The sequence below is a fragment of the Streptomyces sp. ISL-96 genome (assembly GCF_018614035.1).
Taxonomy (GTDB): domain Bacteria; phylum Actinomycetota; class Actinomycetes; order Streptomycetales; family Streptomycetaceae; genus Streptomyces.
In genome coordinates this window covers 55,670-81,935 of sequence record NZ_JAGGPA010000074.1, presented here as the reverse complement: position 1 = coordinate 81,935, position 26,266 = coordinate 55,670, and the positions used below count along the sequence as shown (strand labels likewise).

General features: G+C 71.2%; 22 protein-coding genes. 7 read left to right on the top strand and 15 right to left on the bottom strand.

From position 1 onward, the window contains the following. Positions 1-204: hypothetical protein (locus J7E96_RS33545; protein ID WP_215137084.1), on the top strand; the 204-nt coding region annotated here is incomplete at its 5' end. Positions 205-374: 170 nt separating this feature from the next. On the opposite strand, the gene J7E96_RS33540 is transcribed toward J7E96_RS33545, so the two are convergent. Then, the gene (locus tag J7E96_RS33540) at positions 375-1,382 is read right to left on the bottom strand and encodes a stage II sporulation protein M (protein ID WP_215137082.1); all 1,008 of its coding nucleotides are present in this window, start codon (positions 1,380-1,382) and stop codon (positions 375-377) included. A 130-nt stretch (positions 1,383-1,512) separates the two neighbouring features. Here J7E96_RS33540 and J7E96_RS33535 point away from each other — a divergent pair, with 130 nt between their 5' ends. After that, on the top strand, positions 1,513-2,433 hold the full coding sequence (locus tag J7E96_RS33535; protein WP_308296254.1) for an RDD family protein: 921 nt from the start codon (positions 1,513-1,515) through the stop codon (positions 2,431-2,433). Positions 2,434-2,613: 180 nt separating this feature from the next. On the opposite strand, the gene J7E96_RS33530 is transcribed toward J7E96_RS33535, so the two are convergent. From J7E96_RS33530 to J7E96_RS33495, 8 genes are all read right to left on the bottom strand, one after another. Beyond that, entirely contained in the window at positions 2,614-3,228 is a 615-nt protein-coding gene (locus J7E96_RS33530) for a hypothetical protein (RefSeq protein WP_215137078.1), read from the bottom strand. Positions 3,229-3,336: 108 nt separating this feature from the next. Then, on the bottom strand, positions 3,337-4,794 hold the full coding sequence (gene ahcY, locus J7E96_RS33525) for an adenosylhomocysteinase (RefSeq protein ID WP_215137076.1): 1,458 nt from the start codon (positions 4,792-4,794) through the stop codon (positions 3,337-3,339). 372 nt (positions 4,795-5,166) lie between these two features. Then, the gene (locus J7E96_RS33520; RefSeq protein WP_215137073.1) at positions 5,167-6,135 is read right to left on the bottom strand and encodes a cation diffusion facilitator family transporter; all 969 of its coding nucleotides are present in this window, start codon (positions 6,133-6,135) and stop codon (positions 5,167-5,169) included. 97 nt (positions 6,136-6,232) lie between these two features. Then, complete coding sequence (gene manA / locus J7E96_RS33515) at positions 6,233-7,405, bottom strand: mannose-6-phosphate isomerase, class I (protein ID WP_215137071.1); 1,173 nt, start codon at positions 7,403-7,405, stop codon at positions 6,233-6,235. 78 nt (positions 7,406-7,483) lie between these two features. Then, the gene (locus tag J7E96_RS33510; protein WP_215137069.1) at positions 7,484-8,617 is read right to left on the bottom strand and encodes an SIS domain-containing protein; all 1,134 of its coding nucleotides are present in this window, start codon (positions 8,615-8,617) and stop codon (positions 7,484-7,486) included. 156 nt (positions 8,618-8,773) lie between these two features. Continuing rightward, positions 8,774-8,956, bottom strand: a complete 183-nt coding sequence (locus J7E96_RS33505) for a Trm112 family protein (protein WP_215137104.1) — start codon at positions 8,954-8,956, stop codon at positions 8,774-8,776. A 400-nt stretch (positions 8,957-9,356) separates the two neighbouring features. Next, positions 9,357-10,718, bottom strand: coding sequence for a phosphomannomutase/phosphoglucomutase (locus J7E96_RS33500; RefSeq protein ID WP_215137067.1), 1,362 nt, complete (start codon positions 10,716-10,718; stop codon positions 9,357-9,359). A gap of 66 nt (positions 10,719-10,784) precedes the next feature. Then, positions 10,785-11,159: a DUF3499 domain-containing protein gene (locus J7E96_RS33495; RefSeq protein WP_214979693.1), complete on the bottom strand. Its 375-nt coding sequence runs from the start codon at positions 11,157-11,159 to the stop codon at positions 10,785-10,787. Positions 11,160-11,480: 321 nt separating this feature from the next. Between J7E96_RS33495 and J7E96_RS33490 the strand changes: the two genes are divergently transcribed. After that, the gene (locus tag J7E96_RS33490) at positions 11,481-11,954 is read left to right on the top strand and encodes a metallopeptidase family protein (protein WP_215137102.1); all 474 of its coding nucleotides are present in this window, start codon (positions 11,481-11,483) and stop codon (positions 11,952-11,954) included. Between the two features lie 42 nt (positions 11,955-11,996). On the opposite strand, the gene J7E96_RS33485 is transcribed toward J7E96_RS33490, so the two are convergent. The 3 genes from J7E96_RS33485 to J7E96_RS33475 form a co-directional block, all read right to left on the bottom strand. After that, complete coding sequence (locus J7E96_RS33485; RefSeq protein ID WP_215137065.1) at positions 11,997-13,547, bottom strand: DUF5719 family protein; 1,551 nt, start codon at positions 13,545-13,547, stop codon at positions 11,997-11,999. After that, entirely contained in the window at positions 13,544-17,269 is a 3,726-nt protein-coding gene (locus J7E96_RS33480; protein WP_215137063.1) for a glycosyltransferase, read from the bottom strand. The genes J7E96_RS33485 and J7E96_RS33480 overlap by 4 nt, the downstream gene beginning before the upstream one ends. Before the next feature lie 253 nt (positions 17,270-17,522). Then, entirely contained in the window at positions 17,523-17,786 is a 264-nt protein-coding gene (locus J7E96_RS33475; RefSeq protein WP_028810740.1) for a WhiB family transcriptional regulator, read from the bottom strand. A 653-nt stretch (positions 17,787-18,439) separates the two neighbouring features. Here J7E96_RS33475 and J7E96_RS33470 point away from each other — a divergent pair. From J7E96_RS33470 to J7E96_RS33460, 3 genes are read left to right on the top strand one after another with little or no spacing between them, the layout of a single operon-like run. After that, positions 18,440-18,958 (top strand): cysteine dioxygenase family protein, encoded by a 519-nt coding sequence (locus tag J7E96_RS33470; protein WP_215137061.1) that lies wholly within the window; start codon positions 18,440-18,442, stop codon positions 18,956-18,958. Between the two features lie 13 nt (positions 18,959-18,971). Further along, the gene (gene cofD, locus J7E96_RS33465; protein ID WP_215137059.1) at positions 18,972-19,928 is read left to right on the top strand and encodes a 2-phospho-L-lactate transferase; all 957 of its coding nucleotides are present in this window, start codon (positions 18,972-18,974) and stop codon (positions 19,926-19,928) included. Continuing rightward, positions 19,925-21,304 carry a coenzyme F420-0:L-glutamate ligase gene (locus J7E96_RS33460; RefSeq protein ID WP_374196747.1) on the top strand — a complete coding sequence of 460 codons (1,380 nt, stop codon included), beginning with the start codon at positions 19,925-19,927 and terminating at the stop codon, positions 21,302-21,304. Before cofD ends, J7E96_RS33460 begins: the two co-directional genes overlap by 4 nt. Before the next feature lie 251 nt (positions 21,305-21,555). Here the strand turns inward: J7E96_RS33460 and J7E96_RS33455 are convergent, their stop codons facing one another. The 3 genes from J7E96_RS33455 to J7E96_RS33445 form a co-directional block, all read right to left on the bottom strand. Continuing rightward, positions 21,556-22,560 (bottom strand): DNA-3-methyladenine glycosylase, encoded by a 1,005-nt coding sequence (locus J7E96_RS33455; RefSeq protein WP_215137056.1) that lies wholly within the window; start codon positions 22,558-22,560, stop codon positions 21,556-21,558. A 90-nt stretch (positions 22,561-22,650) separates the two neighbouring features. Further along, positions 22,651-23,733, bottom strand: coding sequence for an NDP-sugar synthase (locus J7E96_RS33450; RefSeq protein WP_215137054.1), 1,083 nt, complete (start codon positions 23,731-23,733; stop codon positions 22,651-22,653). Positions 23,734-23,819: 86 nt separating this feature from the next. Continuing rightward, the gene (locus J7E96_RS33445) at positions 23,820-25,247 is read right to left on the bottom strand and encodes a peptidoglycan recognition protein (RefSeq protein WP_215137052.1); all 1,428 of its coding nucleotides are present in this window, start codon (positions 25,245-25,247) and stop codon (positions 23,820-23,822) included. A gap of 139 nt (positions 25,248-25,386) precedes the next feature. On the opposite strand from J7E96_RS33445, the gene J7E96_RS33440 reads away from it, so the two are divergent. Then, the gene (locus J7E96_RS33440; RefSeq protein ID WP_215137050.1) at positions 25,387-26,151 is read left to right on the top strand and encodes a TIGR03089 family protein; all 765 of its coding nucleotides are present in this window, start codon (positions 25,387-25,389) and stop codon (positions 26,149-26,151) included. Positions 26,152-26,266: the final 115 nt, after the last annotated feature.

The window sequence follows — 26,266 nt, the reverse complement described above, 5'->3', positions numbered from 1 at the left end:
CTTTGTACTCACCCTCTCGGGTTTTCCTCCGGGCTTTCGTTCGGTATTTCGTGTTTCCAACCTTACCAGATCCGTTTTCCGTTCCGTTTCCGGCTCGGTGTTTGTTTCTGGTGGCCGCTGAAGTGGCCTTTTGCCTTTCGGCGTGTCCCCGACTTTATCAGAATCATTTCCGCCGACGTAATCGGCTTCGTGATTCCCATGTGATCGAGAGACCCTCAGGAGATGATCTCCCGCAGGGCGAGACAGACACTAACCGTTGCCAGTGGGTATGTCCACCCCGTTGCAACTGTTCAAATCTACCTCCCCACTCCAGCCGTGTCAACGGTTTCGTGGGGTGGACAGGACAGTACCAGGTCAGAGGGGTCGTACGCACATCACGCGGCGGTGGGGAGCTCGGCGCTGCGGTCGGTCTGTTCGACGTCGCCGCGGTCGCCGGCTCGGGCTGCTCGGCCGCCCAGGATGTAGACGTAGGCAAGGAATGCCAGTTCGGCGACGACCCCGATCGCGATGCGAGCCCAGGTGGGCAGGCCCGACGGCGTAACGAAGCCTTCGATCAGGCCGGAGACGAAGAGGACCAGGGCCAGGCCGATTGCCATGCCGAGGGCCGCGCGGCCTTCTTGGGCGAGGGCAGCTCGGCGGGTCCGGGGGCCCGGGTCGATGAGGGTCCAGCCGAGGCGCAGCCCCGTACCGGCGGCTACGAACACCGCGGTGAGTTCGAGGAGACCGTGCGGGATGACCAGGCCCAGGAAGACGTCGAGGCGGCCTGCCGAGGACATCAGGCCGATGGCTACGCCCAGGTTCAGCATGTTGAGGAAGAGGATCCAGAGCACCGGGAAGCACAGGAAGGCGCCCAGGACCAGGCACATGGCTGCCGCTTGGGCGTTGTTCGTCCAGACCTGGGCGGCGAAGGATGCCGCGGGGTGGCTGGAGTAGTACGTCTCGTACTGGCCGCCCGGGCGGGTCATGTCGCGTAGCTCTGCCGGGGCCGCGATGGCTGACTGGACCTCGGGGTGGGTGCCGATCCACCAGCCGATCACGGCGGCCACGGCGATGGAGAGCAGGGCCGTGGGGACCCACCAGTGGCGGGTGCGGTACATCGCGGCCGGGAAGCCGGAGGTCAGGAAGCGGGTCGCGTCGCGCCAGGTCGCGCGGCGGGTGCCCGTCACAGTGGCTCGGGCTCGGGCCACGAGCTGGGTGAGACGCGCGGTCAGGGCGGGGTCGGGGGCGCTGGACTGGATCAGCGAGAGGTGGGTCGCCGTGCGCTGGTAGAGAGCGACCAGTTCATCGGCTTCGGCGCCGGTGAGGCGGCGGCCGCGGCGCAGGAGGTGGTCCAGTCGGTCCCACTCTGCGTGGTGGGCGGTGACGAAGACGTCGAGGTCCATGGTCGGCTGCTGCTCCAGGCACTAAGTCCGTACGGTCCGTACTGCGCGGCGCGCGCTGCGGGCCAGCTTGGCAGACTGGGGAATTCAGGGGCAGGGAAGGGCGGCCATGGCGGCGGAGGGTGGGTTTCCGGTGAGTGAGCTTGTTACGGGCGACGCGGTTGTGCTGGGGCTGCGGCCGGCGAGGCTGCCCAGCCGGGCGCTTGCTCTGGCGATCGACATGGCGGTGGTGTGGACGGTCTATCTGAGCGTGTCGGTTGGGCTGGCGATAGCGACTGCCTCGCTCGACGAGGCGGCCGGTATGGCGATCGCGGTGGCGTCGTTCGTGCTGGTGCTGGTTGGGGCTCCTATCGCGGTGGAGACGCTCACGCATGGGCGGTCGCTGGGAAAGATGGCCTGTGGGTTGCGGGTGGTGCGGGACGACGGGGGGCCGATCCGGTTCCGGCATGCGCTGGTGCGGGGGGCGGTGGGGGGCGTGGAGATTCTGATGACGTTCGGGGTCGTTGCGTGTATTGCTTCGCTCGTGTCCGAGCGGGGGCGGCGGATCGGGGATGTGTTCGCCGGGACTCTCGTCGTACGGGAGCGGGTGTCCGCGGGGCGGGTGGGTGCTGTGCCGCCTCCGCCGCCGTGGCTGGTGGGGCGGTTCGCCGGGCTCGATCTGTCCGGGGTGCCGGATGGGCTTTGGCTTGCGATACGGCAGTACCTGACGCGGATGGGGCAGCTGGATCCGCAGGTGGGTGCGGCGATGGCGGAGCGGCTGGCCGGGGATCTGGCGGCGCGTACGGGGGTGCCGGCTCCGCGGGAGGTACCGGCGGCGGCGTATCTGGCGGCTGTGGTGAACGAGCGGCAGGCGCGGGATGCGCGGCGGGCGTTTGTGGGGGGCGGGGCGTCTGGTGCGGTGGGTGGGGGTGCGGGTTCTGTTCCCGCTTCGGGTTCTGTTCCCGGTCCGGGTCCGGGTGCGGCTCCGGGTCCCGTGGACGGTTCGGTGCGGGTGAGCGCTGGGTCGGAGGCGGAGGGCACTTCGTCCGGGACGGGGTTTGCGCCGCCGGGTTAGGGCCGCGGGCTCTTTTCCCCTACCCCGCCCCTTCCCGTAACTGGGGCTCCGCCCCAGACCCCGGTCCTCAAACGCCGGACAGGCTGGAGTTGCTCGGCAGGGTGACTGAGGTCGCTCACTCCGCTCGGGGTGGGGCGTACCGTGCCTCACCTTTCGCGTGCCGGGAGGCAGGTCCTGGTGTCAGGGGAAGGTTGAGGGTGGGGTTTCCAGGTGTTCCAGTTCGATGCCGGGGGCTGAGAGGACTACGTCGCCTGCGATGTGGATCTGGTGCTGTTCGCCGGTGTCCAGGGCGTTGACCTGGTATTCGTCCACCATCAGGGGGCCATTGTCAGTGGCATGCGCTTCACTCTTCAGCAAGGCCCAGGACTGGTCGACGGTGCGGGGCGCCAGGACCGGGTCGGTGAAGGCGACCAGGCGGACACGGGTGGCGGGGGAACCGGGGGTGAGGCGCAGAAGGCGGGTGGTGGCGATGAGGAAGGCGGGGGATGTGCCGGTGAAGGTGTGGGCGGGGACGTTGCCTTCGGTGGCGTGAGTGCCGGTCGGGTCGGTGCGGACCCAGGTGACGCCGTCGATGGCTGCGCCTCGGACCTGCCAGCTTGAGGCGTGCAGTTCCAGGCGGATGGGGCGGCCGAGTTCGTCGATGGCCAGGTCTACGGAGCCGGCGTGGTCGCCGGAGGGGGTGGTGATCTGCGAGACGTAACGCCAGCCGGAGGGGCCGGGGGCGCAGTGGAAGTGTTCTTCACCGAGGGGGGTGCGGTCGTGGGGGTCGTGGAGTGAGTAGCGGCCTCGGGGCATGGTCTGTCCGGTTCTTCGGGTCCGACATGGGGCAGGCCCCCGGCACGGGGGTGCGGGGGCCTGCCTGACAGCTACTGCTACTGCTACTGCTGCGGGTTGAGCTTGGGCTCAGTAGCGGTAGTGGTCGGACTTGAACGGGCCCTCGACGTTGACGCCGATGTAGGCGGCCTGCTCGGGGCGGAGGGTCGTGAGCTTGACGCCGAGGGCGTCGAGGTGGAGGCGGGCGACCTTCTCGTCGAGGTGCTTGGGCAGCACGTAGACGCCGGTCGGGTACTCCTCGGGCTTGGTGAACAGCTCGATCTGGGCCAGGGTCTGGTCCGCGAACGAGTTGGACATCACGAACGAGGGGTGGCCGGTCGCGTTACCCAGGTTCAGCAGACGGCCCTCGGACAGGACGATGATGACCTTGCCGTCGGGGAACTTCCACGTGTGGACCTGCGGCTTGACCTCGTCCTTGACGATGCCGGGGACAGCGGCGAGGCCGGCCATGTCGATCTCGTTGTCGAAGTGACCGATGTTGCCGACGATCGCCTGGTGCTTCATCTTGGCCATGTCCGCGGCCATGATGATGTCCTTGTTGCCGGTCGTGGTGATGAAGATGTCGGCCGTGGATACGACGTCGTCGAGCGTTGCCACCTGGTAGCCGTCCATCGCCGCCTGCAGTGCGCAGATCGGGTCGATCTCGGTGACGATCACACGGGCGCCCTGGCCGCGCAGCGACTCCGCGCAGCCCTTGCCCACGTCGCCGTAGCCGCAGACGACGGCGACCTTGCCGCCGATCAGCACGTCGGTGGCGCGGTTGATGCCGTCGATCAGGGAGTGGCGGCAGCCGTACTTGTTGTCGAACTTCGACTTCGTGACGGCGTCGTTCACGTTGATCGCCGGGAAGAGGAGGGTGCCGTCGCGGTGCATCTCGTAGAGGCGGTGGACACCGGTCGTGGTCTCCTCCGTGACGCCGCGGATCTCGGAGGCCAGCTGGGTCCACTTCTGCGGGTTCTCACCGAGGGTGCGGTTGAGGAGCGTGAGGATGTGGGCGTACTCCTCGCTGTCCGCGGTGGACGGGTCCGGGGCGGCGCCTGCCTTCTCGAACTCGACACCCTTGTGCACGAGGAGGGTGGCGTCGCCGCCGTCGTCGAGGATCATGTTCGGGCCGCCGGTGGGCGTGTTCGGCCAGGTCAGGGCCTGCTCCGTGCACCACCAGTACTCCTCCAGAGTCTCGCCCTTCCAGGCGAAGACCGGGACGCCGGCGGGGGCGTCGGGAGTGCCGTTCGGGCCGACCGCGATGGCGGCTGCGGCGTGGTCCTGGGTGGAGTAGATGTTGCAGGAGGCCCAGCGGACGTCGGCACCGAGAGCGACCAGCGTCTCGATGAGCACGGCCGTCTGCACGGTCATGTGCAGCGAGCCGGTGACGCGGGCGCCGGCGAGCGGCTGGGTGGCGGCGTACTCCTTGCGGATCGACATCAGGCCGGGCATCTCGTGCTCGGCGAGAGTGATCTCCTTGCGGCCGAAGGCGGCAAGGGAGAGGTCGGCGACCTTGAAGTCCTGACCGGTGGCGACAGTCGTCATGCGGGCTGCTCCTCGTGATGTGGGTCGAGGTGGGTACGGCTGACTCTGCGGCGGCGGGCATACGAGTGCCCGGGCGCTCGCAGCGCAGTCCGTCGGAGGCCCTCTCTCCCTCGGCCGGCCCACGGGACCGCCCGACCGCCATCAGCAGCGACGTCTGGCTAGGTCACGAATCTACACCGATCGGCCCAGTGATCCCCAGCCGCCCTGGTCAGGGGGCGGGCTTTCCGGACTTTGGGCCCGGACCCCGTTGCTGGTGCGGGCGCGCGTGCTGGTGCGGGCGCAGGGCCCCCGGTGTCCGTACCGCCGTCGTCTCTAGCCGAAAGGCCCCCGCCTGTGGTGGCGGGGGCCTTCGTCGTGCGGGGCGTACGGACGTCAGTGTGCGGACGGGCCGCCCTGCGTGCCGGCCGGGTTCGTGCCCGCCTCTGCCGCCGCCTCGTTGTAGATGTCCGGCTCGAGGTAGATCACGCGGGCGATCGGGACCGCCGCGCGGATGCGGTCCTCCGCCGCGTTGATCGCCTGGGCGATCTCCGTGGCCGTGTTGTGGTGCTGGACCGCGATCTTGGCTGCGACCAGGAGTTCCTCGGGGCCGAGGTGGAGCGTACGCATGTGGATGATGCGGGTGACCGTCGTGTCGTCGACCAGAGCCGCCTTGATCTTGTCGACTTCTTCCGTGCCCGCCGCCTCGCCGAGGAGGAGCGACTTCGTCTCGGCGGCCAGGATGATCGCGATGATGATCAGCAGGATGCCGATGCAGAGGGTGCCGATGCCGTCCCAGACGCCGTCGCCCGTGACGATGGCGAGGCTGACGCCGATGAGCGCCAGGATCAGGCCGACCAGTGCGCCGAGGTCCTCCAGGAGGACGACCGGCAGCTCGGGGGCCTTGGCGCGGCGTACGAACTCCTTCCAGGAGAGGTTGCCGCGGGTCTGGTTGGACTCCACGATCGCCGTACGGAAGGAGAAGGTCTCCGCGATGATCGCGAAGACGAGGACGCCGACCGGCCAGTACCAGGCCTCGATCTCGTGCGGGTGCTTGATCTTCTCGTAGCCCTCGTAGATGGCGAACATGCCACCGACGGAGAAGAGCACGATGGAGACCAGGAAGGCGTAGATGTAACGCTCGCGCCCGTAGCCGAAGGGGTGCTGGGGGGTTGCCTCTCGCTTGGCCTTCTTGCCGCCGAGCAGCAGCAGGCCCTGGTTGCCCGAGTCGGCGAGCGAGTGCACGCTCTCCGCGAGCATCGAGGACGAGCCACTGAAGAGGAACGCCACAAACTTGGCTACTGCGATCGCGAGGTTGGCGACGAGTGCCGCCACGATCGCCTTGGTTCCGCCTGACGCACTCATGGGTGCCGGATGTCCCTTCCTTGGTGCCGCGGCCCTGGCGCCGCCGTACGGCCGGTCATTGTTGCAGCTTGCCGCGGCAGCCCGTGCGGACGGTACGTCAGGCGACCACTGTGGCGCGGAAGAGTGTGCCCGTACCGGACAATTCGACTGATTCGCCTGCGGGTACGAAGGCGGACTCTCCCGGAGCGAGGGTCAGTTCGCCGGCGCGGACCTTGCCTGCCGTGCAGAGGAGGATCTGCGGGGTGGCGGAGGGCAAAGTGCGGGGGGAGGCGCCCGGTGCCAGGACATAGCGCGAGAGGCGGAATTCGTCGATCGGGGTGTCGTACACCTCCTCGTCGGCCGGGGAGGTCGGTTCCGGGCGCAGGATGCCGGGGTCGCGGGCCTCGAAGCGGACGATGCGGAGGAGTTCGGGGACGTCCACGTGCTTGGGCGTCAGGCCGCAGCGCAGGACGTTGTCCGAGTTCGCCATGATTTCTACGCCGAGGCCGCTGAGGTACGCGTGCGGGACACCGGCGCCGAGGAAGAGGGCCTCTCCGGGCTGGAGTTGTACGTAGTTCAGGAGCATCGCGGCGATGACGCCCGGGTCGCCGGGGTAGTGGTGCGCGAGGGTCGCATAGGGGGCGTACGCGCCGCCCAGGCGGTCCGCGGCGGCCGCGGCGGATGTCACGGTCTCCGCCATTTCGGTGCGGTCCGCGGTGAGTACGGCGGTGAGGACTTCGCGGAGGGCGGCATCTTCGGGGTGGGCGTGCAGGAGGTCGACGTACGGCTTGAGGGAGTCGACTTCCAGTGCGGCGAGTACGTCGGCCGATTCGGCGGGGGCGCGGAAGCCGCAGAGGCCCTCGAAGGGGGTGAGCGCGCAGATCAGTTCGGGCTTGTGGTTCGCGTCTTTGTAGGTGCGGTGCGGGGCGTCGATGGGGACCCCGGCGCGCTCCTCGGCGGCGTAACCCTCTTTCGCCTGTTCGAGGTTGGGGTGGACCTGGAGGGAGAGGGGGGCGCCGGCCGCGAGGATCTTGAGGAGGAAGGGGAGGCGGGGGCCGAACTTCGCGACCGCGGCCTCGCCCAGTTCGGCTTCGGGGGCGGCGTCGATGACGGCCGAGAGGGGCTGTTCGCCGCCGGCGCCACCGCGGTTGATGCGGGAGGGGGCGCCCGGGTGGGCGCCCATCCACATCTCGGCCTGGGGCTCGCCGGTGGGGGCGGTGCCGAGCAGGGCGGGGATGGCGGTGGCGGAGCCCCAGGCGTAGGGGCGCACGGTGTTCGAGAGGCGGTCCATGAGGCTTCCCCTGCGTGTGGTGACTTTCTGGTGTGGTGGCCCCCGTGCGACCTGGTGATCGCCGTCAGGTGCTGGTGTTCATGATCGTCCTGCGGAAGCGAGCGCCAGGTAAACGGCGGCGAAATCCGTGATGGCGAGCATCTCGCCGAGGTTCTCCAAGTCGCTGCCGTCCTCCGGTTCGATCTCGCTGATGGCCGTGTCGTGGCTCAGCGCGAGCTCGCGGGCGGCGGGGGCCGCGGTCATTCCGCCGGTCGGGCGGTCCCGGAGGAGCACCACGCGGGCGTGCAGCGCCTGTGCCTCGTTGACGCGGTCGCGGAAGAAGTCGTCGGGGTCGGCGCCGGCGGCGAAGGCTCCGGAGAGGAGGACGCCGTGGGCGGGCAGGGCTTCCGGGAGCTCGGCGGAGAGGGCGGGGCGGCCGGCCAGCTCGGCCAGTACGGCGGAGAAGCGGCGGCCGACGGGGCCGGCGTACGCGCCCTCCGTCCAGATGAGCGGGAGCGAGTCGGCGAGCTCGGAGGCGAGCGTCTTGGCCGGGTTGCTGTACGTCGCGATGGCCGGGCCGCAGCGTTCCGCGGTGCGGTCGAGGCGGTCGGCGACGAGGCGGAGGGTGTCCGGGGGTGCGGTGATCAGGCCGAGGCGGTCGAAGAGGACGAGGAGGGGGGTGAGGAGCGCCCAGAGCGCGGCGGGGCCGGTGGCGGTGCCTTCGTCGTACTCCTCGTAGGGGGCCGTCGCCATCGGTACGACCAGGCCGTGTACGCCGTTGACGGACTCGCTCAGCGGGGAACGCTGCGGGGCCACGGCGACGACCGTGCAGCCGCGGCGGTACGCCTGCTCGGCGAGGACGGCGAGGCCGGGTTCGGCGCCGTCCGGGGTGACGAGGAGGAGGAGGTCAACTGAGCCCGCCCAGCCCGGGAGCGCCCAGCGCAGGGCGCCGGCGGCCGGGGCCACTCCGGTGGAGTGCAGCCGGGTGACGGGGCAGGCGGCGCCGACAAGGGTGGCGAGGAGGTCGGCGACGCCGTTCGCGGCGGTGCCGGGGCCCGCGATCAGTACGGCGCGGGGGCGGCCCTCCGGCTTCATCTCCGCTAGGCCGGCTTCTGTGGCGTGCCGGGCGGCGGTGCGTACGCGGGCGCCGGCCTCGGCGGCGCCGCGCAGCAGGCCGCGGCGGTCGGCGCGGGCCAGGGACTCCGGGTCGTCCAGCAACGACTCGTCGAGCATGGTGCGGGCCTCCGATCGCCGGGCGCTTTGGCCTGTGGTGGGGCGCTGCGCGGGGGTGGTGGGGAGTGCGGCGTGTGTGCGGTGCGGTGCGTGCAGTGCGCTGCGGGCTTGCTTGCTTGAGCGCGGGCCTGCGTTCAGACGTGCGGGCCGCCTGGGTCAGGCGGGGCGGCGGGCCTCGTCGACGAGGAGGACCGGGATGCCGTCCCGCACTGGGTAGGCCAGGCCGCAGGCCTTGCTGGTGCAGATCAGCTCGGGGGTGTCCGCGGCGGACGCGTCACTGAGGGGCGCGCGGCAGGCGGGGCAGGCGAGGATCTCCAGAAGGCCGGCTTCGAGCGGCATGGGGCGGGTCCCTTCGAACATGCGGATACGGGTACGGATTGGGCCAGGTCAGCCTACCGCCGGGTGGGGAGCGGCGCGGGATGGCGTGCGTGGGTGTTCTCGCGGTGGGGCGGGGTGCGGTGGATTGGGGGGCGGGTGAGGGCCGCTGCGCGGAGCTTGTCCCCTCCCCGCCCCTTCCCGAAACTGGGGGCGCGCCCCCAGACCCCCCGGGTGGGTGGGGCGTACGCCACCCACACCCGGATGCGGCAGCTTCGCGCCGCAGGCGCCGCCCCGACCGGCGCGGCCCGTCACGCGCAGGACGCCGCGGTACGTCGCGACCGTGATCGGACGGGGCAGCCGGTGCCGGCCGCAGGCAGGGGGTGCCGCCGCTCCAGACGGGACGGAGTCCCCGCACGGTTCGCTAGCTGCGGATCAGGGTCAGGGCCTCGTCTCGGGTTTTCGTCATCGTGCGCTCGTCCCTTGCCTCTACGTTCAGGCGCAGCAGCGGCTCCGTGTTGGACGGGCGGAGGTTGAACCACCAGTCGGGCGCCGTGACCGTCAGGCCGTCCAGTTCGTCGATGGTGATTCCGTCGCGGCCGGCGTACGCCGCCTTGACCGCCGCCATGCGGCCCGCCTGGTCGTCCACGGTGGAGTTGATCTCCCCGGAGCCCGTGTACCGGTCGTACTCGGCGACCAGGGCCGAGAGAGTGCCGTTCTGGCCGCCCAGGGCCGCCAGGACGTGGAGGGCGGCCAGCATGCCCGTGTCCGCGTTCCAGAAGTCCCGGAAGTAGTAGTGCGCCGAGTGCTCGCCGCCGAAGATCGCGCCGGTTCGGGCCATCTCCTCCTTGATGAAGGAGTGGCCCACGCGGGTACGGACCGGCGTGCCGCCGTGCTCCCGGACGACTTCCGGGACGGACCACGACGTGATCAGGTTGTGGATGATCATGCCCTTGCCGCCGTTGCGCGCCAGTTCGCGCGCCGCTACCAGCGCCGTGATCGCCGATGGGGAGATGCCCTCGCCGCGCTCGTCCACGACGAAGCAGCGGTCCGCGTCGCCGTCGAAGGCCAGGCCGAGGTCGGCGCCGGTCTCGCGGACCTTCGCCTGGAGGTCGACGAGGTTCTTCGGGTCGAGCGGGTTCGCCTCGTGGTTGGGGAACGTGCCGTCCAGTTCGAAGTACAGGGGGATGAGGGTCAGCGGGAGGGAGGCGAAGACCGTCGGGACCGTGTGGCCGCCCATGCCGTTGCCCGCGTCGACCACGACCTTGAGGGGGCGTATCGAGGACAGGTCGACCAGCGAGAGGAGGTGAGCCGCGTAGTCCGTCAACGTGTCACGCTGCGTAATGGTTCCGGTCCCTGTTGCCAGTGGCATCCGGTGATCCAGCCAAGTCTCCACCAGTGCGCGGATCTCCCCCAGGCCCGTGTCCTGGCCCACCGGCGCCGCTCCCGCCCGGCACATCTTGATGCCGTTGTACTGCGCGGGGTTGTGCGACGCCGTGAACATCGCGCCCGGCAGACCGAGTTGCCCCGAGGCGAAGTACAGCTGGTCGGTCGAGCACAGGCCGATCTCCGTCACGTTCACCCCCCGCGCCGCCGCCCCGCGCGCGAACGCCCGCGAGAGTCCCGGCGACGACGGCCGCATGTCGTGCCCGGTGACGATCGCTTCCGCCTGCGTCACCTGCGCGAACGCGGCTCCGAACAGTTCGGCCAGCGACTCGTCCCACTGGTCGGGGACCACTCCGCGCACGTCGTACGCCTTGACGATCTGCGACAGATCAGCAGCCACGGCCGGCCCTCCTGAAGTCCTGTAGGTCGGCACTAAAACTACCCGTACGGCGTCAGGGCCTGTGCTTCAGGAGTCCGGGGAGCGCAGTACGCGCAGATGTCCGCGGCGCGCGACCTCCATCGGGTCCGCGGTGCGTGGCCCGCCGCCGGCCTCCGCCGCGCGCTCGTGCGGCCTGGCGGCCTCACGTACGGCATTGGCGAGCGCTTCGAGATCGTCGCCGCTGGGGTGGGACGGGGCCGAGCCGTCCACGAGCCGGAGAACCTCCCAGCCGCGTGGCGCGGTCAGCCGATCCGAGTGCTCGGCGCACAGGTCGTAACAGTGGGGCTCGGCATAGGTGGCGAGCGGGCCGAGGACTGCGGTCGAGTCCGCGTAGACGTACGTCAGTGTCGCGACGGCAGGGCGGCCGCACGCGGTGCGCGAACAGCGACGTACAGGGCTCACGACGTTGGACGGTACCGCACTCTTGACCGGGCCGCGACGACTCTCCCCCACGTCACTCCACCGTGTCGCGGGTCCCCCTGTGTCCCGGTGGCCCCTTGCGTAACTACTCTGACCTGCGCGGAGACCGGTGGGCACAGGCGGTGACCGGGCCGTGACCAGTCGCCACTTGGGGCAAATGCCGTCAACCGATGCGAGATCGGCGGTCGCGTACGGGCGTGAAATCGAGCCCAATCTTGGCTGGAATGCTCAAGATGCGACATGCCCGCTGCCGCCCCTCCGGCGCGGTTGAACCGCCCCGATGAGGGCTACCCTGCGTCAGTGATGGACAGTCCCGTACCTCCCCTCCCCACCGGCCCCGGCCCCCGGCGGCGCGACCGCCACGGGCGCGGCATGCGTGGCCCGGTGGCCCCGCCCCAGGTGCCCCTCTCGACCAGTCGGGCCGCCGCTTTCGGCGACCTCGTACAGGACTCCGTGGAGCGCCTCGAACGGCGGTGGCCGCAGCTCGCCGAGGTCGACTTCCTGGTGCTCGACGTGCCGCCGGCGGGCGGCGGCCGTGGTGGTGGCGACGGTTCCGACGCGTGGGCCGCCGAGTCCGTACCACTCGGCGGGATGATCGCCGCGACGAGCGCCCATCCGGCGCGGATCGTCATCTACCGGCGGCCCGTCGAGATCCGCACCAAGAGCCGGGACGAGCGCGCCATGTTCGTGCACGAGATCATCGTGGAGCAGGTCGCGGAACTGCTCGGCCTGTCACCGGAGTCGGTCGATCCCCGGTACGGAGACGAGCAGGACTGACCCCGGTCGGACGAGGAGCGGCAAAAGGCGTCCCAAAAGGCGTCAGTCGTCCAGAACCGACAGGTCCTGTTCCGCCTCCGGCACCGAAACCATCCCCCGGTCGTCCGGCATCGTCTGCACGGTGAACATCGGGATGCCGTCCTCAGGCAGTTCGAGGGCGCGCGACGCGTGGACCGGGCCGCCCGACTGCGGTTCGACCGTCAGCGCGTACGAGCCCTTGAGCCCGGACGGCACCGGCGGCTTCACCGCGAGCGTCGTACCCGCCTTGACCTGGTACGTCTTGACGACCGGCTCGCCACCCCCGCTGCCCGCCGACGCGGTCACCTTGACCTCGGCGGCGGCGCCGGGCGCCGTCAGCGAGAGCACCGACCCCTTCGCCCTGTTGTCGGCCACCGTCGCCCGCTCGCCCACCTGCCCGGTCGCCGGGATGTACGCCACCTCCTGGGCGGCGCCCTTGCCGCGCACCACGCGCAGCGCGGCGACCACCGGCGTCGGGCGGCCCTGCGCGGCCGGGCTCAGCAGCAGTGAACCCGCCTCGCCCTTGGTGACGTCCTTGAGGTCGACGGCCGTGGTCATCCCCGCCTTGACGTGCAGGGTCTCGTGGCCGGCCGGCGTGATCGAGCCGGTGGGGCCCGCGAGCCGCACCTTCAGGTCGGCGTCGTCGTCACCGGGCGCGAACACCACCAGGCGTACGGACGTCGCGTCCGCCGGGATGCCGGGGAGCACGGCGGTGCCGGACGCCTCGGCCGACGCGGCCAGCCAGTCGCTGCCCGCCTCCTCGTCCACGGCCTGGACCACGGCGCCGACGCGGCCGGTGCGGGTGGTGACGTGGACGCTCACGTTCTCGGCGCTGTCGGCGCTCAGCGTCGACAGCAGTACGGGCACGCTGGACCTCGCGGGGACCGTGATGCCCTCCCCGGAATCCGACTCGATGGCGCCGTCCTTGCCGTACAGCTCGATGTCGGCGACGGCGGCGGTGTCGTCCGGGTTCGTGAGGTGTACGTAGTCCTGCCGCTCGTCGGCGGTGCTCGCGCCCGGGAACCAGAAGCTGGTGTCGGGCGCGGTGCAGCTGACGCCGAGTACGCCCCGGCCCTGGCCGGCGGTGACCTTGGTGGTCTGCTGGGCGGACCAGCCGGGGGCCAGGCGGCCGTCGGCGGAGCCCACGAGGGCGGGGGCCTCGGCGGTGTTCGCCTCGGCCGTCACGGGCTTGCCCGGCTCCTTGAGGGAGAGGACCGGCTTGCTCGCGCCCGGCTCGTCCGCGTCCTTCTTCTTGTCCTTCTTCCCGTCCTTGCCGCCTTCGTCGGGGGCCGCCAGCGTGGCGTCCGTCGGGACGAGTTCGGCGGAGCCCGCCTTCGCGTCCGCGTCGCCCTTTCCGGCCGGGGTGAACGACGTGTACGCCGTCTCGGCCAGGTCGGACGCGCTGGGCGCGGGGCACAGCAGGCTGGAGCGCTCCACCGGCATCCGCCCCGGGGTCCTCGCGTCGGCGGCCGCCTCGGTCGTACCGCCGCCGTCCGGCGCGGACACGACGGCGAATCCGGTGACAGCGGCGAGCGCGGTGGCGGCGGCGATCAGGGAGAGGGTGGTGCGGTTCATCGGTTGTTGCTCCCGTCGGGACGCTGCTCGGGCTCGTTGCCTTCGTCGTCGTAGGGCTGCTGCGGCTGCTGTCCGTAGCCGTACGGGTCGTACTGGCCTGCCTGGTACTGGCCCTCCTGGTAGGGGTCAGCCGCCTGGTACTGGCCCTGGCCCTCCTGGTACGGGTCCGGCTGCTGGTACTGCTGGCCACCGCCGTACTGGCCCGCCTGGTACGGGTCGCCCTGGTACTGCTCGCCGCCGTAACCCTGCTGCTGGCCGTACTCCGCGCCCGCGTACGACTGCGCGTCCCACTCGCCGTACGGCTGCTGCTGCTCCGGTACGGACGCGTACACGGCGGTCTGGTCCTGCTCCGGGGGCAGCTGAGCGTACGGGTCCGCGACCGGCGGGGCGGGGGGCTGTACCCCGGCCCCCTCCCCCGCGTCCGCGTCCGCGTCGGGGGCGTACGCCGCTTCCGCCTGCGCCGCCGCGCGCAACCTGCGCGCCCTGCGGCCCTCGCCCGCCACCGGCTGCTCCGGTACGTCGATCTCCTCCTCCGGCAGGTCGTCGTCGACCTCCCGGCGGCGGCCCGGAAGGGCGAGCACCAGCAGCAGCAGGGCGAGACCGGCCTGCGTCCAGACCCACACGGTGCGGGTGACGGGGGCCTCGTACGTGAGGTCGAGCCTGCCGCCGTCGGAGGGCAGTACGAAGCCCTGCGCCCAGCCGTCGACGGTCTTCTTCTCCAGTACGGTCCCGTCGAGCGTGGCCTGCCAGCCCTCGGCCGCCGAGTCCGCGATCCGCAGGATGCGGCCCGCCTCGCCCGCCGGGATCCTGGTGTGCGCCTCGACCGGGCTCGACGCGACGGACAGCGGCTCGCCGCCCTCCTTGCCGGAGACGATCGTGGCCCGCGCGACCTGCCGGTCGACGCGCCACAGCGCGCTGCCGTCGAGCTGGCTCAGCCGGCTCAGGCCGGGCGTCGAGTCCAGGACGCGGCTCATGGCGCGCGGCGCCCCGTCGCGTACGAGGACGTAACGGACGGCGTATCCGCCGAGCTGGTCGGCCTGGTCGGCGCCGGAGCCCGCGACCAGGTTGGAGACGATCTTGTCGAGCTGCGGGCTGCTGGCGCCCGCCTCGGCGAGCTCCCCGTCGCCCAGCCGGGCGCCGGAGCCGCGTACGAGCGTGTAGGAGACCTTCGCGGACGACGTACCGCCGAGAACCAGGGTGCGTGCCTGATCCCGCGTGCCGCTCTCTTCCGCGACGAACGCCGGCACCTGCACCGGGTCGCGCCGCTCCAGCGGTCCCGCCGCGCCGCCGATCATCCATCCGGCCGCTGCGAGCAGCGGTCCGGCGGCCGCCGCGAAGGCGATCAGTACGGCGACGGGCTGGCGCCAGCCGAAGCTCTGCGTGGCGACGCGCTCGCGCGCGCCGTCCGCGCCGAGGACGGTGGCGCCGATGAGCGCGAGACCGTAGACGAGGGTCGCGGGACCGGCCCAGCCGCCGTCCGAGTTGTTCGCGAAGACGGCGAAGAGGAGGGACACGACTGCCACGACCCACGCCGCGCGGATGGGAGACGTCCGCTCGCCGCGCAGCAGGGCCGCCAGCGCCGTGAGGACGACGCCGATGAGCAGCAGCCCTCCGGCCGCCTTGGGGCCGCCGGGGCTCATGCCGAGCAGGTCGAGTGCGCCGGCCGGGCCCGTACCGAAGTCGAGGCCCGCCTCACGGAAGAAGCCGGAGGGGCTGGTGAAGAGGGAGAGCGACCAGGGGGCCAGCATCAGCACGGGGGTGCCGAGGGAGGCGATGAAGCGCAGTCCGTACGCCGTGATGTCGCCGCGCCGCAGCGCCAGTACGCCGATGCCGAGCACCAGGGCGATGGGCCAGATGATCGGCGTAAACGCCATGGCGAAGGTCAGCAGGAGCGCGTACGCCCAGACGGCGCGCCAGCTGGAGCGCGCGCCCCCGGCGCTGAAACCGCTCGCGGCGACGGCGCAGCGTGCGATGAGCGGCAGCAGGACCGCCAGGACGGCCGTCCCGAGCCGGCCGGTCGCGAGGGCTCCGGTGGCGGCGGGCAGGAACGCGTACGCGACGGCCGCCCAGGCGCGCAGCAGCCGGGACTCGACGAGCGGACGCGAGACGAAGTACGCGGTGAGACCGGCCAGCGGCACCGAGCAGACCAGCAGCACGGTGAGCGCGAGGCCCGTGGAGCCGAAGAAGACGGCCGACAGGGCGGCGAGTACGGCGAGGTAGGGCGGCGCCGTCTGGGTGCCGCCGGTGCCGATGGGGTGCCAGACATCGGCGTACCGCGACCAGAGGCCGGACACGTCGGCGGGGGCCGGCAGCAGGGCGCCGCCTGCCAGGGATCCGCCGCCGAGGAGGCCGCGGCAGGCGATGAGCGAGACGAAGAGGAGCAGGACGAAGAGCATGGGGCCCGGCTTGCGGGCGATCCGCTTCAGCCGCGCGAACTGCTCGATCTCCATGTAGTCGGCGTCGTCGCCGCCGGGGCCCGACTCGACGACGCCGTGGCGTGAGCCGGAGGCGGAGTCGGGCTCGGAGCGGGAGCCGAAGCTGCCCGCGACCTGCTCGAAGGTGGCCCGGACGGTCGCGCCGGTGGGGGGGAAGAGCGGGCGCAGTTCCCTCGCGTCGACCTGTCCTTTTCCGCGCCGCTTTCTGGCCGCGAGGATCTTGCCGGGGCGCAGCAGGGTGCCCATCAGGCCGGTGACTTCGTCGACCGCCTGGCCCGGGACCTTGCCGAGAAGGTAGGCGAGCGTGCGGAGCAGGGTGCCGACGATCAGGCGCAGCATGACGTACGGGAGGGCGGCGCCGCGCGCGTTCACGAGCATCGCGTAGACGGCGCCCGCCTTGTCGACGCGGTGCGGGTTGGCGACCGAGCGCCCGGCGCAGTCGATGGGCCTGCGCTCGCGCGCGGACGCCTCGGCGTGCCGCAGGATGGCGTCGGGTGCGACGAGGACGCGGTGGCCGGCGGCGTGCGCGCGCCAGCACAGGTCGACGTCGTCGCGCATGAGGGGCAGCCTGCGGTCGAAGCCGCCGAGCTCTTCCCATACGTCGCGGCGGATGAGCATGCCGGCGGTCGACACGGAGAGTACGGAGCGGACCTGGTCGTGCTGGCCCTGGTCCTGCTCGCGGCGGTCGAGGCCGGTCCAGCGGCGGCCGCTGTTCGCGATGGAGACGCCGACTTCGAGCAGCTGCTTCCTGTCGTACCAGCCGCGGAGTTTGGGGCCGATGATGGCGGCGTGCTCGTCGGAGTCGGCTACGCGCAGGAGTTCGGCGAGCGCGTCGGGCTCGGGCGCGCAGTCGTCGTGCAGCAGCCACAGCCACTGGACGGGTTCGCCGTGCGGGAGTTCGGGCATGTCGTACGCGTCGTCGCGCCACGACCTGCTCACCGGGTCCCAGCCGCTGGGGCGCTTCAGGTAGGGCAGTTCCTCGGGTGTCAGGACCTGGGCGGTACGGACCGCCTCGTCGACGGCGGTACCGAAGCCGGAGCGGCGTGCGAGGTGCAGCACGCGTTGGGCGCCGATCGCTTCGGTGACGAGTTCCGCGGAGTCGTCGGCGCTGCCGGTGTCGGCGGCGACGACGTTCTGTACGGGGCGTTCCTGTCCCAGGAGCCCGGCGAGCGCGTCGGGCAGCCAGCGCGCGCCGTCGTGGGAGACGAGCACGGCGGTGACGACATGCCGGGGGAACTCGGGAGCGGCCGCCGCGTACGGCGCCGACGTTTGGCTGTGCACGGACATCGGGGTACGGGCCCTCCGGCCGGGGTCCGGGGGTCGTCCCCCGGAAGGCTGCTGTCTGACTGCGTGGACGCGCGCGACCCTTGGGGGTTTTGATGCGTCTCGGACAGCGCCCCACACTAACGGCTGGGCAACACAACGGTCCGCCGCCTGCGGCCTGGGGCCGGGCGACGGACCGGTTGATACGTGCACGCTTGTGTTATTTGGCCAATTGGCCATGTGGCGTGCGACTGGGTGGGCCAGTCAGGCGCGGTGGTCAGACCGCGGCCTTTTTCAGTCGTCGGCGTTCACGCTCGGACAGACCGCCCCAGATGCCGAATCGTTCGTCGTTGGAGAGTGCGTACTCAAGGCATTCGGAGCGGACTTCACAGGCGAGACAGACCTTCTTGGCCTCGCGGGTGGAACCGCCCTTCTCGGGAAAGAAGGACTCAGGGTCGGTCTGTGCGCACAGAGCGCGCTCCTGCCAGCCGATTTCCTCGTCCGCGTCCTCGACCAGCAGTTGCTGGAACAGCTCGGTCATGTGCGCCCCTCGTCTGTCTTTGCTTCCCCGTGATGTAGTCGTTGCCGTTTTCGGCCGAACGACACGAGTGAAATTACAAGTGCGCGGATCCGGGGCAGTCAAGCCGAGATCTGCTATTGAGCCGGTTATTCACTCTGCGGAACCAAAGCTATGCGGAAAGTGTTCAAATCGGCAAAAATGGTGACACTTGCCGCTGGCTCATCCGCGCCCCTCATCAGAGTGAGATGCAGCAGGGTTCGATCTTGTTGCACTTGATCCGCGGAAGCGATCCGGATCACAGTCCGGTCGCGACGCCTCAACGACGTTTGCTTGCGCGGTTGATGCGCCACTTCTCCGGAGAGTGGGCTGCACAAACCTTTCTCCGCATCCATTAACCGGATGAGGTGAAACATTACCCCCAAAACGGTCACGAGGTTGACAGGGAGTGAGCAAGCGGGTCTCCTTGAACACATGCCAGTGACCGCAGTGCTCCCCCGGACCCACACACGTGGGTTCCGTCGCGCTGTCCAGGCTCTCTGTTGCTGTTGCTGTTGTTCCAGCTGTTGAAGCCGCCGCGCTCCAGCTGACTCTCTGTAGCTTTTCGCTACGCCTTTCTTGTTTTGCGTCTCTCGCCTTGCGACACCCCGACACTCATGCCGAGGAACCCCCGCATCATGAACAGCAGCGACAGCGACCTCCAGATCGCCGGCGACATCCTCGCCGTCCAGCACCTCCTCCAGCCCGCCCGTGAGCACCCGGCCACCGTCGCCGAGTTCGCCGGCCTCGCCCGCTCCATCGCCGCCGACCGTGCGCAGTGGGAGCACCTCGTCTCGTACGACGCCACCAGCCGCTGGTACCACCGGCTGCGTACCGGACCCGGATATGAGGTCTGGCTGCTCAGCTGGGTGCCCGGTCAGGGCAGCGGCATGCATGACCACGGGCCCTCGTCCGGCGTACTGACCGTGCTCGACGGTGAGTTGACCGAGCGCGCGGGACGTGTGCAGCGGGCGCTGGGGGCGGGGTCGCAGCGGGTGTTCGCGCCCGGGTACGTCCACGAGGTCGTCAACGACGCGCTGGAGCCGGCGGTCAGCCTGCACGTCTACTTCCCCGGACTCACCGAGATGCCGATGCACTCGGAGCATGCGGCTCAGTGCTCCCCGGCCGCCCGGGCCCAGGATGTCGTACCGGCCTGACAGACTGCTGTGCATGCGCATTGTGGTTCTGGCAGGCGGTATTGGTGGCGCTCGCTTCCTCCGCGGCCTCAAGTCGGCCGCGCCTGACGCGGACATCACCGTCATCGGCAACACCGGTGACGACATCTATCTGTTCGGGCTCAAGGTCTGCCCCGACCTCGACACCGTGATGTACACCCTCGGCGGTGGCATCAACGAGGAACAGGGCTGGGGGCGTGCGGACGAGACCTTCCAGGTGAAGAGCGAACTCGCGGCGTACGGCGTGGGGCCCGAGTGGTTCGGGCTCGGCGACCGTGACTTCGCGACGCACATCGTCCGTACGCAGATGCTCGGCGCGGGTTATCCGCTGAGCGCGGTGACGGAAGCGCTGTGCGAGCGGTGGCAGCCGGGGGTGCGGCTGCTGCCGATGTCCGACGACCGTATCGAAACGCATGTCGCTGTTGATGTCGGCGGGGAGCGGAAGGCCATTCACTTCCAGGAGTACTGGGTGAAGCTTCGTGCGTCGGTGGACGCGCAGGCGGTCGTGCCGGTGGGGGCGGAGCAGGCCAAGCCGGCGCCGGGCGTTCTTGAGGCCATTGGTTCGGCCGACGTGATTCTCTTTCCGCCGTCGAATCCGGTGGTGAGCGTGGGGACCATCCTGGCCGTGCCCGGCATTCGTGAGGCGATCGCCGATGCGGGGGTTCCTGTGGTCGGGCTTTCGCCGATCGTGGGGGACGCGCCTGTGCGGGGCATGGCCGACAAGGTGCTGGCCGCGGTGGGTGTCGAGTCGACCGCGGCCGCTGTCGCCCGGCATTACGGGTCCGGGCTGCTCGACGGGTGGCTCGTCGACACCGTCGACGCGGGTGTGGTGGAAGAGGTGGAGAGCGCGGGGATCCGGTGCCGGGCCGTTCCGCTGATGATGACCGACGTCGAGGCCACGGCGGCGATGGCCCGGGAGGCGCTGGTCCTCGCCGAGGAGGTACGGGCGTGAGCGGGTCTGGGGGTGGGGGTGGGGGTGGGGCTGGCGTCCCGTCAGTTCCGGCCTTTCGGGTGTGGGCGCTGGGCGGGATGCCGGAGGTTCGGGCCGGGGACGATCTCGCCAAGCTGATCGCCGCCACTGGGCCCGGGCTCGTCGACGGGGACATCCTGCTGGTCACTTCGAAGATCGTCAGCAAGGCGGAGGGCCGCGTCGTGGAGGCGGCCGACCGCGAGGCGGCCATCGACGCGGAGACGATACGGGTGGTCGCGCGGCGCGGCACGCTTCGTATCGTCGAGAACCGGCAGGGGCTCGTCATGGCCGCGGCCGGGGTCGACGCGTCCAACACCGCGGCCGGGACCGTGCTGTTGCTGCCGGAGGATCCGGATGCTTCGGCCCGGCGCATCCGGGAGGGGTTGCGGGACGCGCTGGGCGTGGACGTGGGGGTCGTCGTCACGGACACCTTTGGGCGGCCTTGGCGCAACGGGCTGACTGATGTCGCGATCGGGGCGGCTGGGGTGCGGGTCCTGGAGGATCTGCGGGGCGGGAGCGATGCGTACGGCAATCCGCTGAACGCCACTGTCGTCGCTGTGGGGGATGAACTCGCGGCGGCCGGTGATCTCGTGAAGGGGAAGACGGAGGGACTGCCGGTCGCGGTGGTGCGGGGGCTTTCGCGGGTCGTGGGTGGGGGTGCGCGTGGGGGTGCGGGTGCGGGTGGATCTGATGTGGAGGACGCCGGCGGGCGGGCGCTGGTCCGGTCGGCGGCCGACGACATGTTCCGGCTCGGGACCTCGGAGGCTGTGCGGGAAGCGGTGACGTTGCGGCGTACGGTGCGGGACTTCACGGCCGAGCCGGTGGATCCGGCGGCGGTACGGCGCGCGGTCGCGGCGGCGGTCACGGCGCCCGCGCCGCACCATACGACGCCTTGGCGCTTCGTACTGGTCGAGTCGCAGGGGGCGCGGGTGGCTCTGCTCGATGCGATGCGGGACGCGTGGGTCGCGGATCTGCGGGCCGACGGGAAGTCGGAGGAGTCCATCGCGAAGCGCGTGCGGCGGGGGGATGTGCTGCGGCGGGCTCCGTATCTGGTGGTGCCGTGCCTGGTGATGGACGGCTCGCATGTGTACGGCGACGCTCGGCGGGATGCGGCGGAGCGGGAGATGTTCGTGGTCGCGGCCGGTGCGGGTGTGCAGAACTTTCTGGTGGCGCTGGCGGGTGAGCGGCTGGGGTCGGCGTGGGTTTCGTCGACGATGTTCTGCCGTGAGGTGGTGCGGGAGGTGCTGGCGCTGCCGGAGGGGTGGGACCCGATGGGCGCGGTCGCGGTGGGCCACGCGGCGACCCCGCCGAAGGAACGGCCGGCGCGGGACGCTGAGGCGTTCGTGGAGGTGCGCTGAGGGGGGCGCTGGGTTGACCGGGGTGGGGCGCAGCCTCTCGACGCCCGGGCCGTTGGGGTCGGTGCCGCGCCGGGCTGTCTCCTCGGACGCCGAATGTTCGGCCACTGGACTTGTTCAGGCCCGTTGCATTCGACGCCCTGCGGGGAGCGACCCGGCACGTCCCCTCCTGCCACCGCGACACACGAAGCGGGGTGGGGCGCAGCCCCCTCGACGCCGGCGGCAGCAGGGGCCGGTGGCAAGGGGGGCCGGAGTTACAGGGCGGCTATGTTGCGGGGGGTCATCCGGGGGGCGCGGCGGGGTGGGGTTTGGCCTGAGATGAGGATCAGGCGGGCCACCCGGTGGCGCTGGCCCGCGTACGGGGCCAGGAGTTCGAGCATGGCCGCGTCGTCCGCTTCGCGGTCGCCCGCCAGGGCGTACCCGACCGTGCTCGGCAGGTGATAGTCGCCGACCGACACCGCGTCGGCGGCTCCGTTGCTGCGCTGCAGGGTCTCCGCCGCCGTCCAGGGGCCGATGCCCGGGATCAGTTGCAGGCGGGCCGAGGCGTCGTCGAGGGACATCTTGGACGCCTCCTCCAGGCGCCTCGCCACCCGTACCGCCCGCAGGATCGTCGCCGAGCGCTTGCTGTCGACGCCCGCGCGGTGCCACTCCCAGGACGGGATGAGGGACCAGGTTCGGGCGGACGGCATGACGTGCATACGGCCGTCCACCGGGCCGGGGGCCGGTTCGCCGTACTTGCGGAGCAGCAGGCGCCACGCCCGGTACGCCTCGTCCGTCGTCACCTTCTGCTCCAGGATGGAGGGGATGAGGGATTCGAGGACCAGGCCGGTGCGGCCCAGCCGCAGGCCGGGGCGGCGGCGCCACGTCTCGGCGACGATGCGGTGACGCGGCACGAAGGTGGATGGGTCGTCCAACGAGCCCAGCAGGGGCGGGAGTTGGGTCAGGAGCCAGTCGGCGCCCTCGCCCCAGGCCTTCGCCTCCACCGCGCCGTCGCGCGCCGCTATCCGCAGCGTGCCCGGGCCCGCCGGCGTGCGGCACGTACGCCAGAAGGCTCCGTCGGGGGTCGTACGGAAAGCGGGGTCGGCCGGGCCGCGGCGGAGTGGGCCGAGTACCAGGGCGAGGTCCAGCGGTCCCGGCGGTGTCCACGTCCGGGTGCGTGCGGTGGATGCGGTTTGGTGCGGGACGGCCGGCGGTCGTGCCGCGTCGCCGCCCCGCACCGTGGTGCGGATGACGGGGCGGGGCGCGAAGCGGCCTGACACGGGTGCGGTCCTTGGCGGGGCAGTGGGTCGGTGGGTGGGACGTGCTGGGTTCGAGCCTACGGGGCCGGGGGCCGATGCGCGTGCGTGCGGTTACTGGTCCGACGAGAAGCGGAGCGCCGCGTCGGGGAGCGATGCGCCGCACCACACCCGTACGCCGTCGCGCAGCTCGTTGTCCGCCCCCACCGTCGCGCCGTCCCCGATCACCGCGCCGGACACGACCGTACGAGCGCCGATCCTGGCGCCCGCCCCGATGAGGGAGTCGGTGATCACCGCGCCCGCCCCGATCACACAGTCGGGCAGGAGTGCGCTGCCGTCGATGCGGGCGCCCTCGCCGACGACCGCGCCCTCGCCCACCACCGTGCCGCCGGTCAGCTTCGCGTCGCCCGCCACGGACGCCGTCGGCAGGACCAGGCGGTCGCCGCAGCGGCCGGGCACCGCCGGGGACGGGGCCCGGCCCAGGACCAGGTCGGCCGAGCCACGGACGAAGGCCTGCGGGGTGCCGAGGTCCAGCCAGTACGTCGAGTCGACCATGCCCTGGAGGTGCGCTCCGGAGGACAGCAGGCCGGGGAACGTCTCGCGTTCCACGGAGACGGGGCGGCCTGCGGGGATCGTGTCTATGACCGAGCGGCGGAAGACGTACGCCCCCGCGTTGATCTGGTCGGTGACGATTTCTTCGGGCGTTTGGGGTTTTTCCAGGAATGCCGTTACCCGGCCCGTGGGGTCGGTGGGGACGAGGCCGAAGGCTCTGGGGTCCTCGACGCGGGTGAGGTGCAGCGAGACGTCCGCGCCCGATGTGGTGTGCGTGGAGACCAGGGCTCCGATGTCGAGGCCCGTGAGGATGTCGCCGTTGAAGATGAGGACCGGGTCGTCGGGCGACGAGTGGAGTCGTGACGCGACGTTGCGGATCGCGCCGCCGGTGCCCAGCGGTTCCTCTTCGGTTACGTACTCCAGGTGCAGGCCCAGCGCGGAGCCGTCGCCGAAGTACGGCTCGAAGACCTCGGCGAGGTACGACGTCGCGAGGACGATGTGCTCGACTCCGGCCGCCCGCGCGCGGGCCAGCTGATGGGTCAGGAAGGGGACGCCTGCCGCCGGGACCATCGGCTTCGGTGTGTGAACGGTGAGCGGGCGCAGCCGGGTGCCCTTGCCGCCGACCAGGAGGATCGCTTCAGTCACCTTGTCGTCTCTGCTTCCTGCTGGGGCCGGCCGGGTACGGGCAGGCCAGTGTATGCAGACCGTTCGATACGCCCCGGCCCGGCCCGTCAGCGGCCCTGAAGGCGGGCCGAGGCGTCCCGGGCCTCGTCGAGCTTGCTGTAGAGGCGGCCTCCCGGACAGTCGGTGGCGTATCCGTCCCGGTGTCCGGAGATGACTTTGAGCTTGGCGATGGTGCCCTTCTTGTACCGGTTGCCGCCCCCGGACTTGAGCGTTGTCGTGGCGCGCGGGTTGGCGCCGTACAGGCCGAGCTTCCAGGCGGTGAGGCGGGCAACAGCGTTGACTACGGCGGCGGGTGGGTTGACCTTGCTGTAGCTTCCGAGGACGGCGATGCCCGTGCTGTTGCTGTTGAAACCGCGAGTGTGCGCCCCCAGGACGGGCTTGGCCACACCCCCTGCCCGGCCTTCGTAGATGTTCCCGCACTTGTCGACGGCGAAGTTGTAGCCGAAGTCGCGCCAGCCACTGCTCTTGACGTGGTAGCGGTAGATACTGCGCAGGACTGAGTCGGCCTGCGAACAGCTGTAGTTGTTCCCGGTCGCGCTGTGGTGCACGAAGGCCGCCTTGACGCGGTGCGTGTAGACGAAGTTGCGCTCGCGCAGCTGCTCGTTCGCCCCCCACCCCTTGCGTGTGACGATGCGCGGGCGCGGCCCGATGCGGGGCTTTCCGCCGCCGAGTACGAAGGTCTGCTCCTCCGTCTCCGCCTTGCTCAGGGCCGGTACTTCGGTGGCGCCGAGCGGGGCGAGGTCGGCGTTGACGGCCGAGGCCGCGGCGTCCTCCGCGGTCATGACCGTGGTGCGGGGGTCGTCCGCGTCGTACCCGGTGGCGGCCTGGGCCGCGGTGTCGTCGGCGTTGTTGTCGGCGTTGCTGTCTGCGGCCTCGCCGACGGTCTCGCCGGCCGCTTCGGCTTCGGTGGCGGTTGCCGACGTGCCCGCGGGTGGGTCGTCGCCCGGGTCCACCAGTTCGAGGCGCAGTCCGGACGGGAGGGGGGTGGCGCCGCGAAGGGCTGCGGCGCCCTCGGGCCGTACCTGTACCTCTACGCCGTCGCTGTCGCCCACCCACAGGGGCGCGGTCGAGCCGCGGACCTTCCCCGTCTCGCGCTCCGCCGTGCCGGAGTCGGCGGCGTGCTCGTGGTTGTGCGTTTCGAGGTACTGCCAGCCGGTCCAGGCGCCTGTCGCGGTGGCGCGGGTACGGACCTGGACCGTGCCGTGGAGTTCGGCTTCGGCGTCCTCCCAGACGACCCCGACCAGCGAGAACGGTCTGGTGTCGCGCTCCGACCGGCCCTGTGGCGCGGTGCCCGCGGCCCGGTCGGTCCCGGGGTCGTTGTGTGGTGGGAGTGGCACGAGTGGCAGGGATTGAGTGGAGCCCGGTGGCGCCGTATTCGTGGGGACAGCGGGAGCCGGGGCGGCGTTGGCAGCGGTGGGCAGGACCAGAGCGGCGGTGCACGCGACTCCGATCGCGGAAGCAAGGAATGCACGCATGCAGTAGATCTTGGGCATAAGTGGATAAATATGTCCATTGGGGAATTGACGGGGCGTCGGCCGAACCGGTGTACGGGCGGCCCTCCCGCGCCCGGGCCGCACGGCCCCCGCGCGAAGGCACCGGCGTACTCTTGCGCGGGTGAACGCCACCGATCGCACCCCCGCCGACCTGCTGCGATCCGCGCTCGCCGCGGACCCCGCCCAGCCCCTGGTCACCTTCTACGACGACGCCACCGGCGAGCGCGTAGAACTGTCCGTCGCCACCTTCGCCAATTGGGTGGCGAAGACCGCCAACCTGCTCCAGGGCGACCTCGGCGCCGCGCCCGGCGACCGGCTCGCGCTGCTGCTTCCCGCGCACTGGCAGACCGCCGTCTGGCTGCTCGCCTGTTCGTCCGTCGGTGTGGTCGCGGATGTGGGCGGGGACCCGGCCGGCGCCGATCTGGTGGTCAGCGGGCCCGACACGCTGGAGGAGGCGCGGGCCTGCGGCGGGGAGCGCGTGGCGCTCGCCCTGCGGCCGCTGGGCGGCCGCTTCCCGCAGCCGCCCGCCGGATTCGCGGACTACGCCGTCGAGGTGCCGGGGCAGGGCGACCGTTTCGCGCCGTACGCCCCCGTGGATCCGGACGAGCCCGCGCTGCGGGTCGGCGGTACGGAGCTCACGGGCGCCCAGCTGGTCGAGCGGGCACGCGCGGACGCGGAGAGCCTCGGGCTCGGATCCGGGGCGCGGCTGCTGTCGGGGCTGGAGTACGACACGTGGGAGGGGCTGTCCTCGGGTCTGTTCGCGCCCCTCGCCGTCGGCGGTTCCGTGGTGCTGTGCCGGAATCTCGGTCAGCTCTCGGAGGAAGGCCTCGCCAAGCGGATCGAGAGCGAACGGGTCACCAACACGGCGGTACTACAAGCGCCCTGAGAGCCACCCGTCCGGCCCACCGGCTGCCGAGCCCTCCCCCCGGAGCGTCAACTCCGGTAGATGATCGACGGTAAGCACCGCACAACCAAGCGCGAGGTTCAGCCGTCTACCCCTG

Bases quoted from the DNA above. Each gene is read 5' to 3' on its own strand.
- J7E96_RS33540 (WP_215137082.1), bottom strand. From the start codon at position 1,382: ATGGACCTCGACGTCTTCGTCACCGCCCACCACGCAGAGTGGGACCGA.
- J7E96_RS33530 (WP_215137078.1), bottom strand. From the start codon at position 3,228: ATGCCCCGAGGCCGCTACTCACTCCACGACCCCCACGACCGCACCCCC.
- ahcY (WP_215137076.1), bottom strand. From the start codon at position 4,794: ATGACGACTGTCGCCACCGGTCAGGACTTCAAGGTCGCCGACCTCTCC.
- J7E96_RS33520 (WP_215137073.1), bottom strand. From the start codon at position 6,135: ATGAGTGCGTCAGGCGGAACCAAGGCGATCGTGGCGGCACTCGTCGCC.
- manA (WP_215137071.1), bottom strand. From the start codon at position 7,405: ATGGACCGCCTCTCGAACACCGTGCGCCCCTACGCCTGGGGCTCCGCC.
- J7E96_RS33510 (WP_215137069.1), bottom strand. From the start codon at position 8,617: ATGCTCGACGAGTCGTTGCTGGACGACCCGGAGTCCCTGGCCCGCGCC.
- J7E96_RS33505 (WP_215137104.1), bottom strand. From the start codon at position 8,956: ATGCCGCTCGAAGCCGGCCTTCTGGAGATCCTCGCCTGCCCCGCCTGC.
- J7E96_RS33490 (WP_215137102.1), top strand. From the start codon at position 11,481: ATGGACAGTCCCGTACCTCCCCTCCCCACCGGCCCCGGCCCCCGGCGG.
- J7E96_RS33485 (WP_215137065.1), bottom strand. From the start codon at position 13,547: ATGAACCGCACCACCCTCTCCCTGATCGCCGCCGCCACCGCGCTCGCC.
- J7E96_RS33480 (WP_215137063.1), bottom strand. From the start codon at position 17,269: ATGTCCGTGCACAGCCAAACGTCGGCGCCGTACGCGGCGGCCGCTCCC.
- J7E96_RS33475 (WP_028810740.1), bottom strand. From the start codon at position 17,786: ATGACCGAGCTGTTCCAGCAACTGCTGGTCGAGGACGCGGACGAGGAA.
- J7E96_RS33470 (WP_215137061.1), top strand. From the start codon at position 18,440: ATGAACAGCAGCGACAGCGACCTCCAGATCGCCGGCGACATCCTCGCC.
- cofD (WP_215137059.1), top strand. From the start codon at position 18,972: ATGCGCATTGTGGTTCTGGCAGGCGGTATTGGTGGCGCTCGCTTCCTC.
- J7E96_RS33445 (WP_215137052.1), bottom strand. From the start codon at position 25,247: ATGCGTGCATTCCTTGCTTCCGCGATCGGAGTCGCGTGCACCGCCGCT.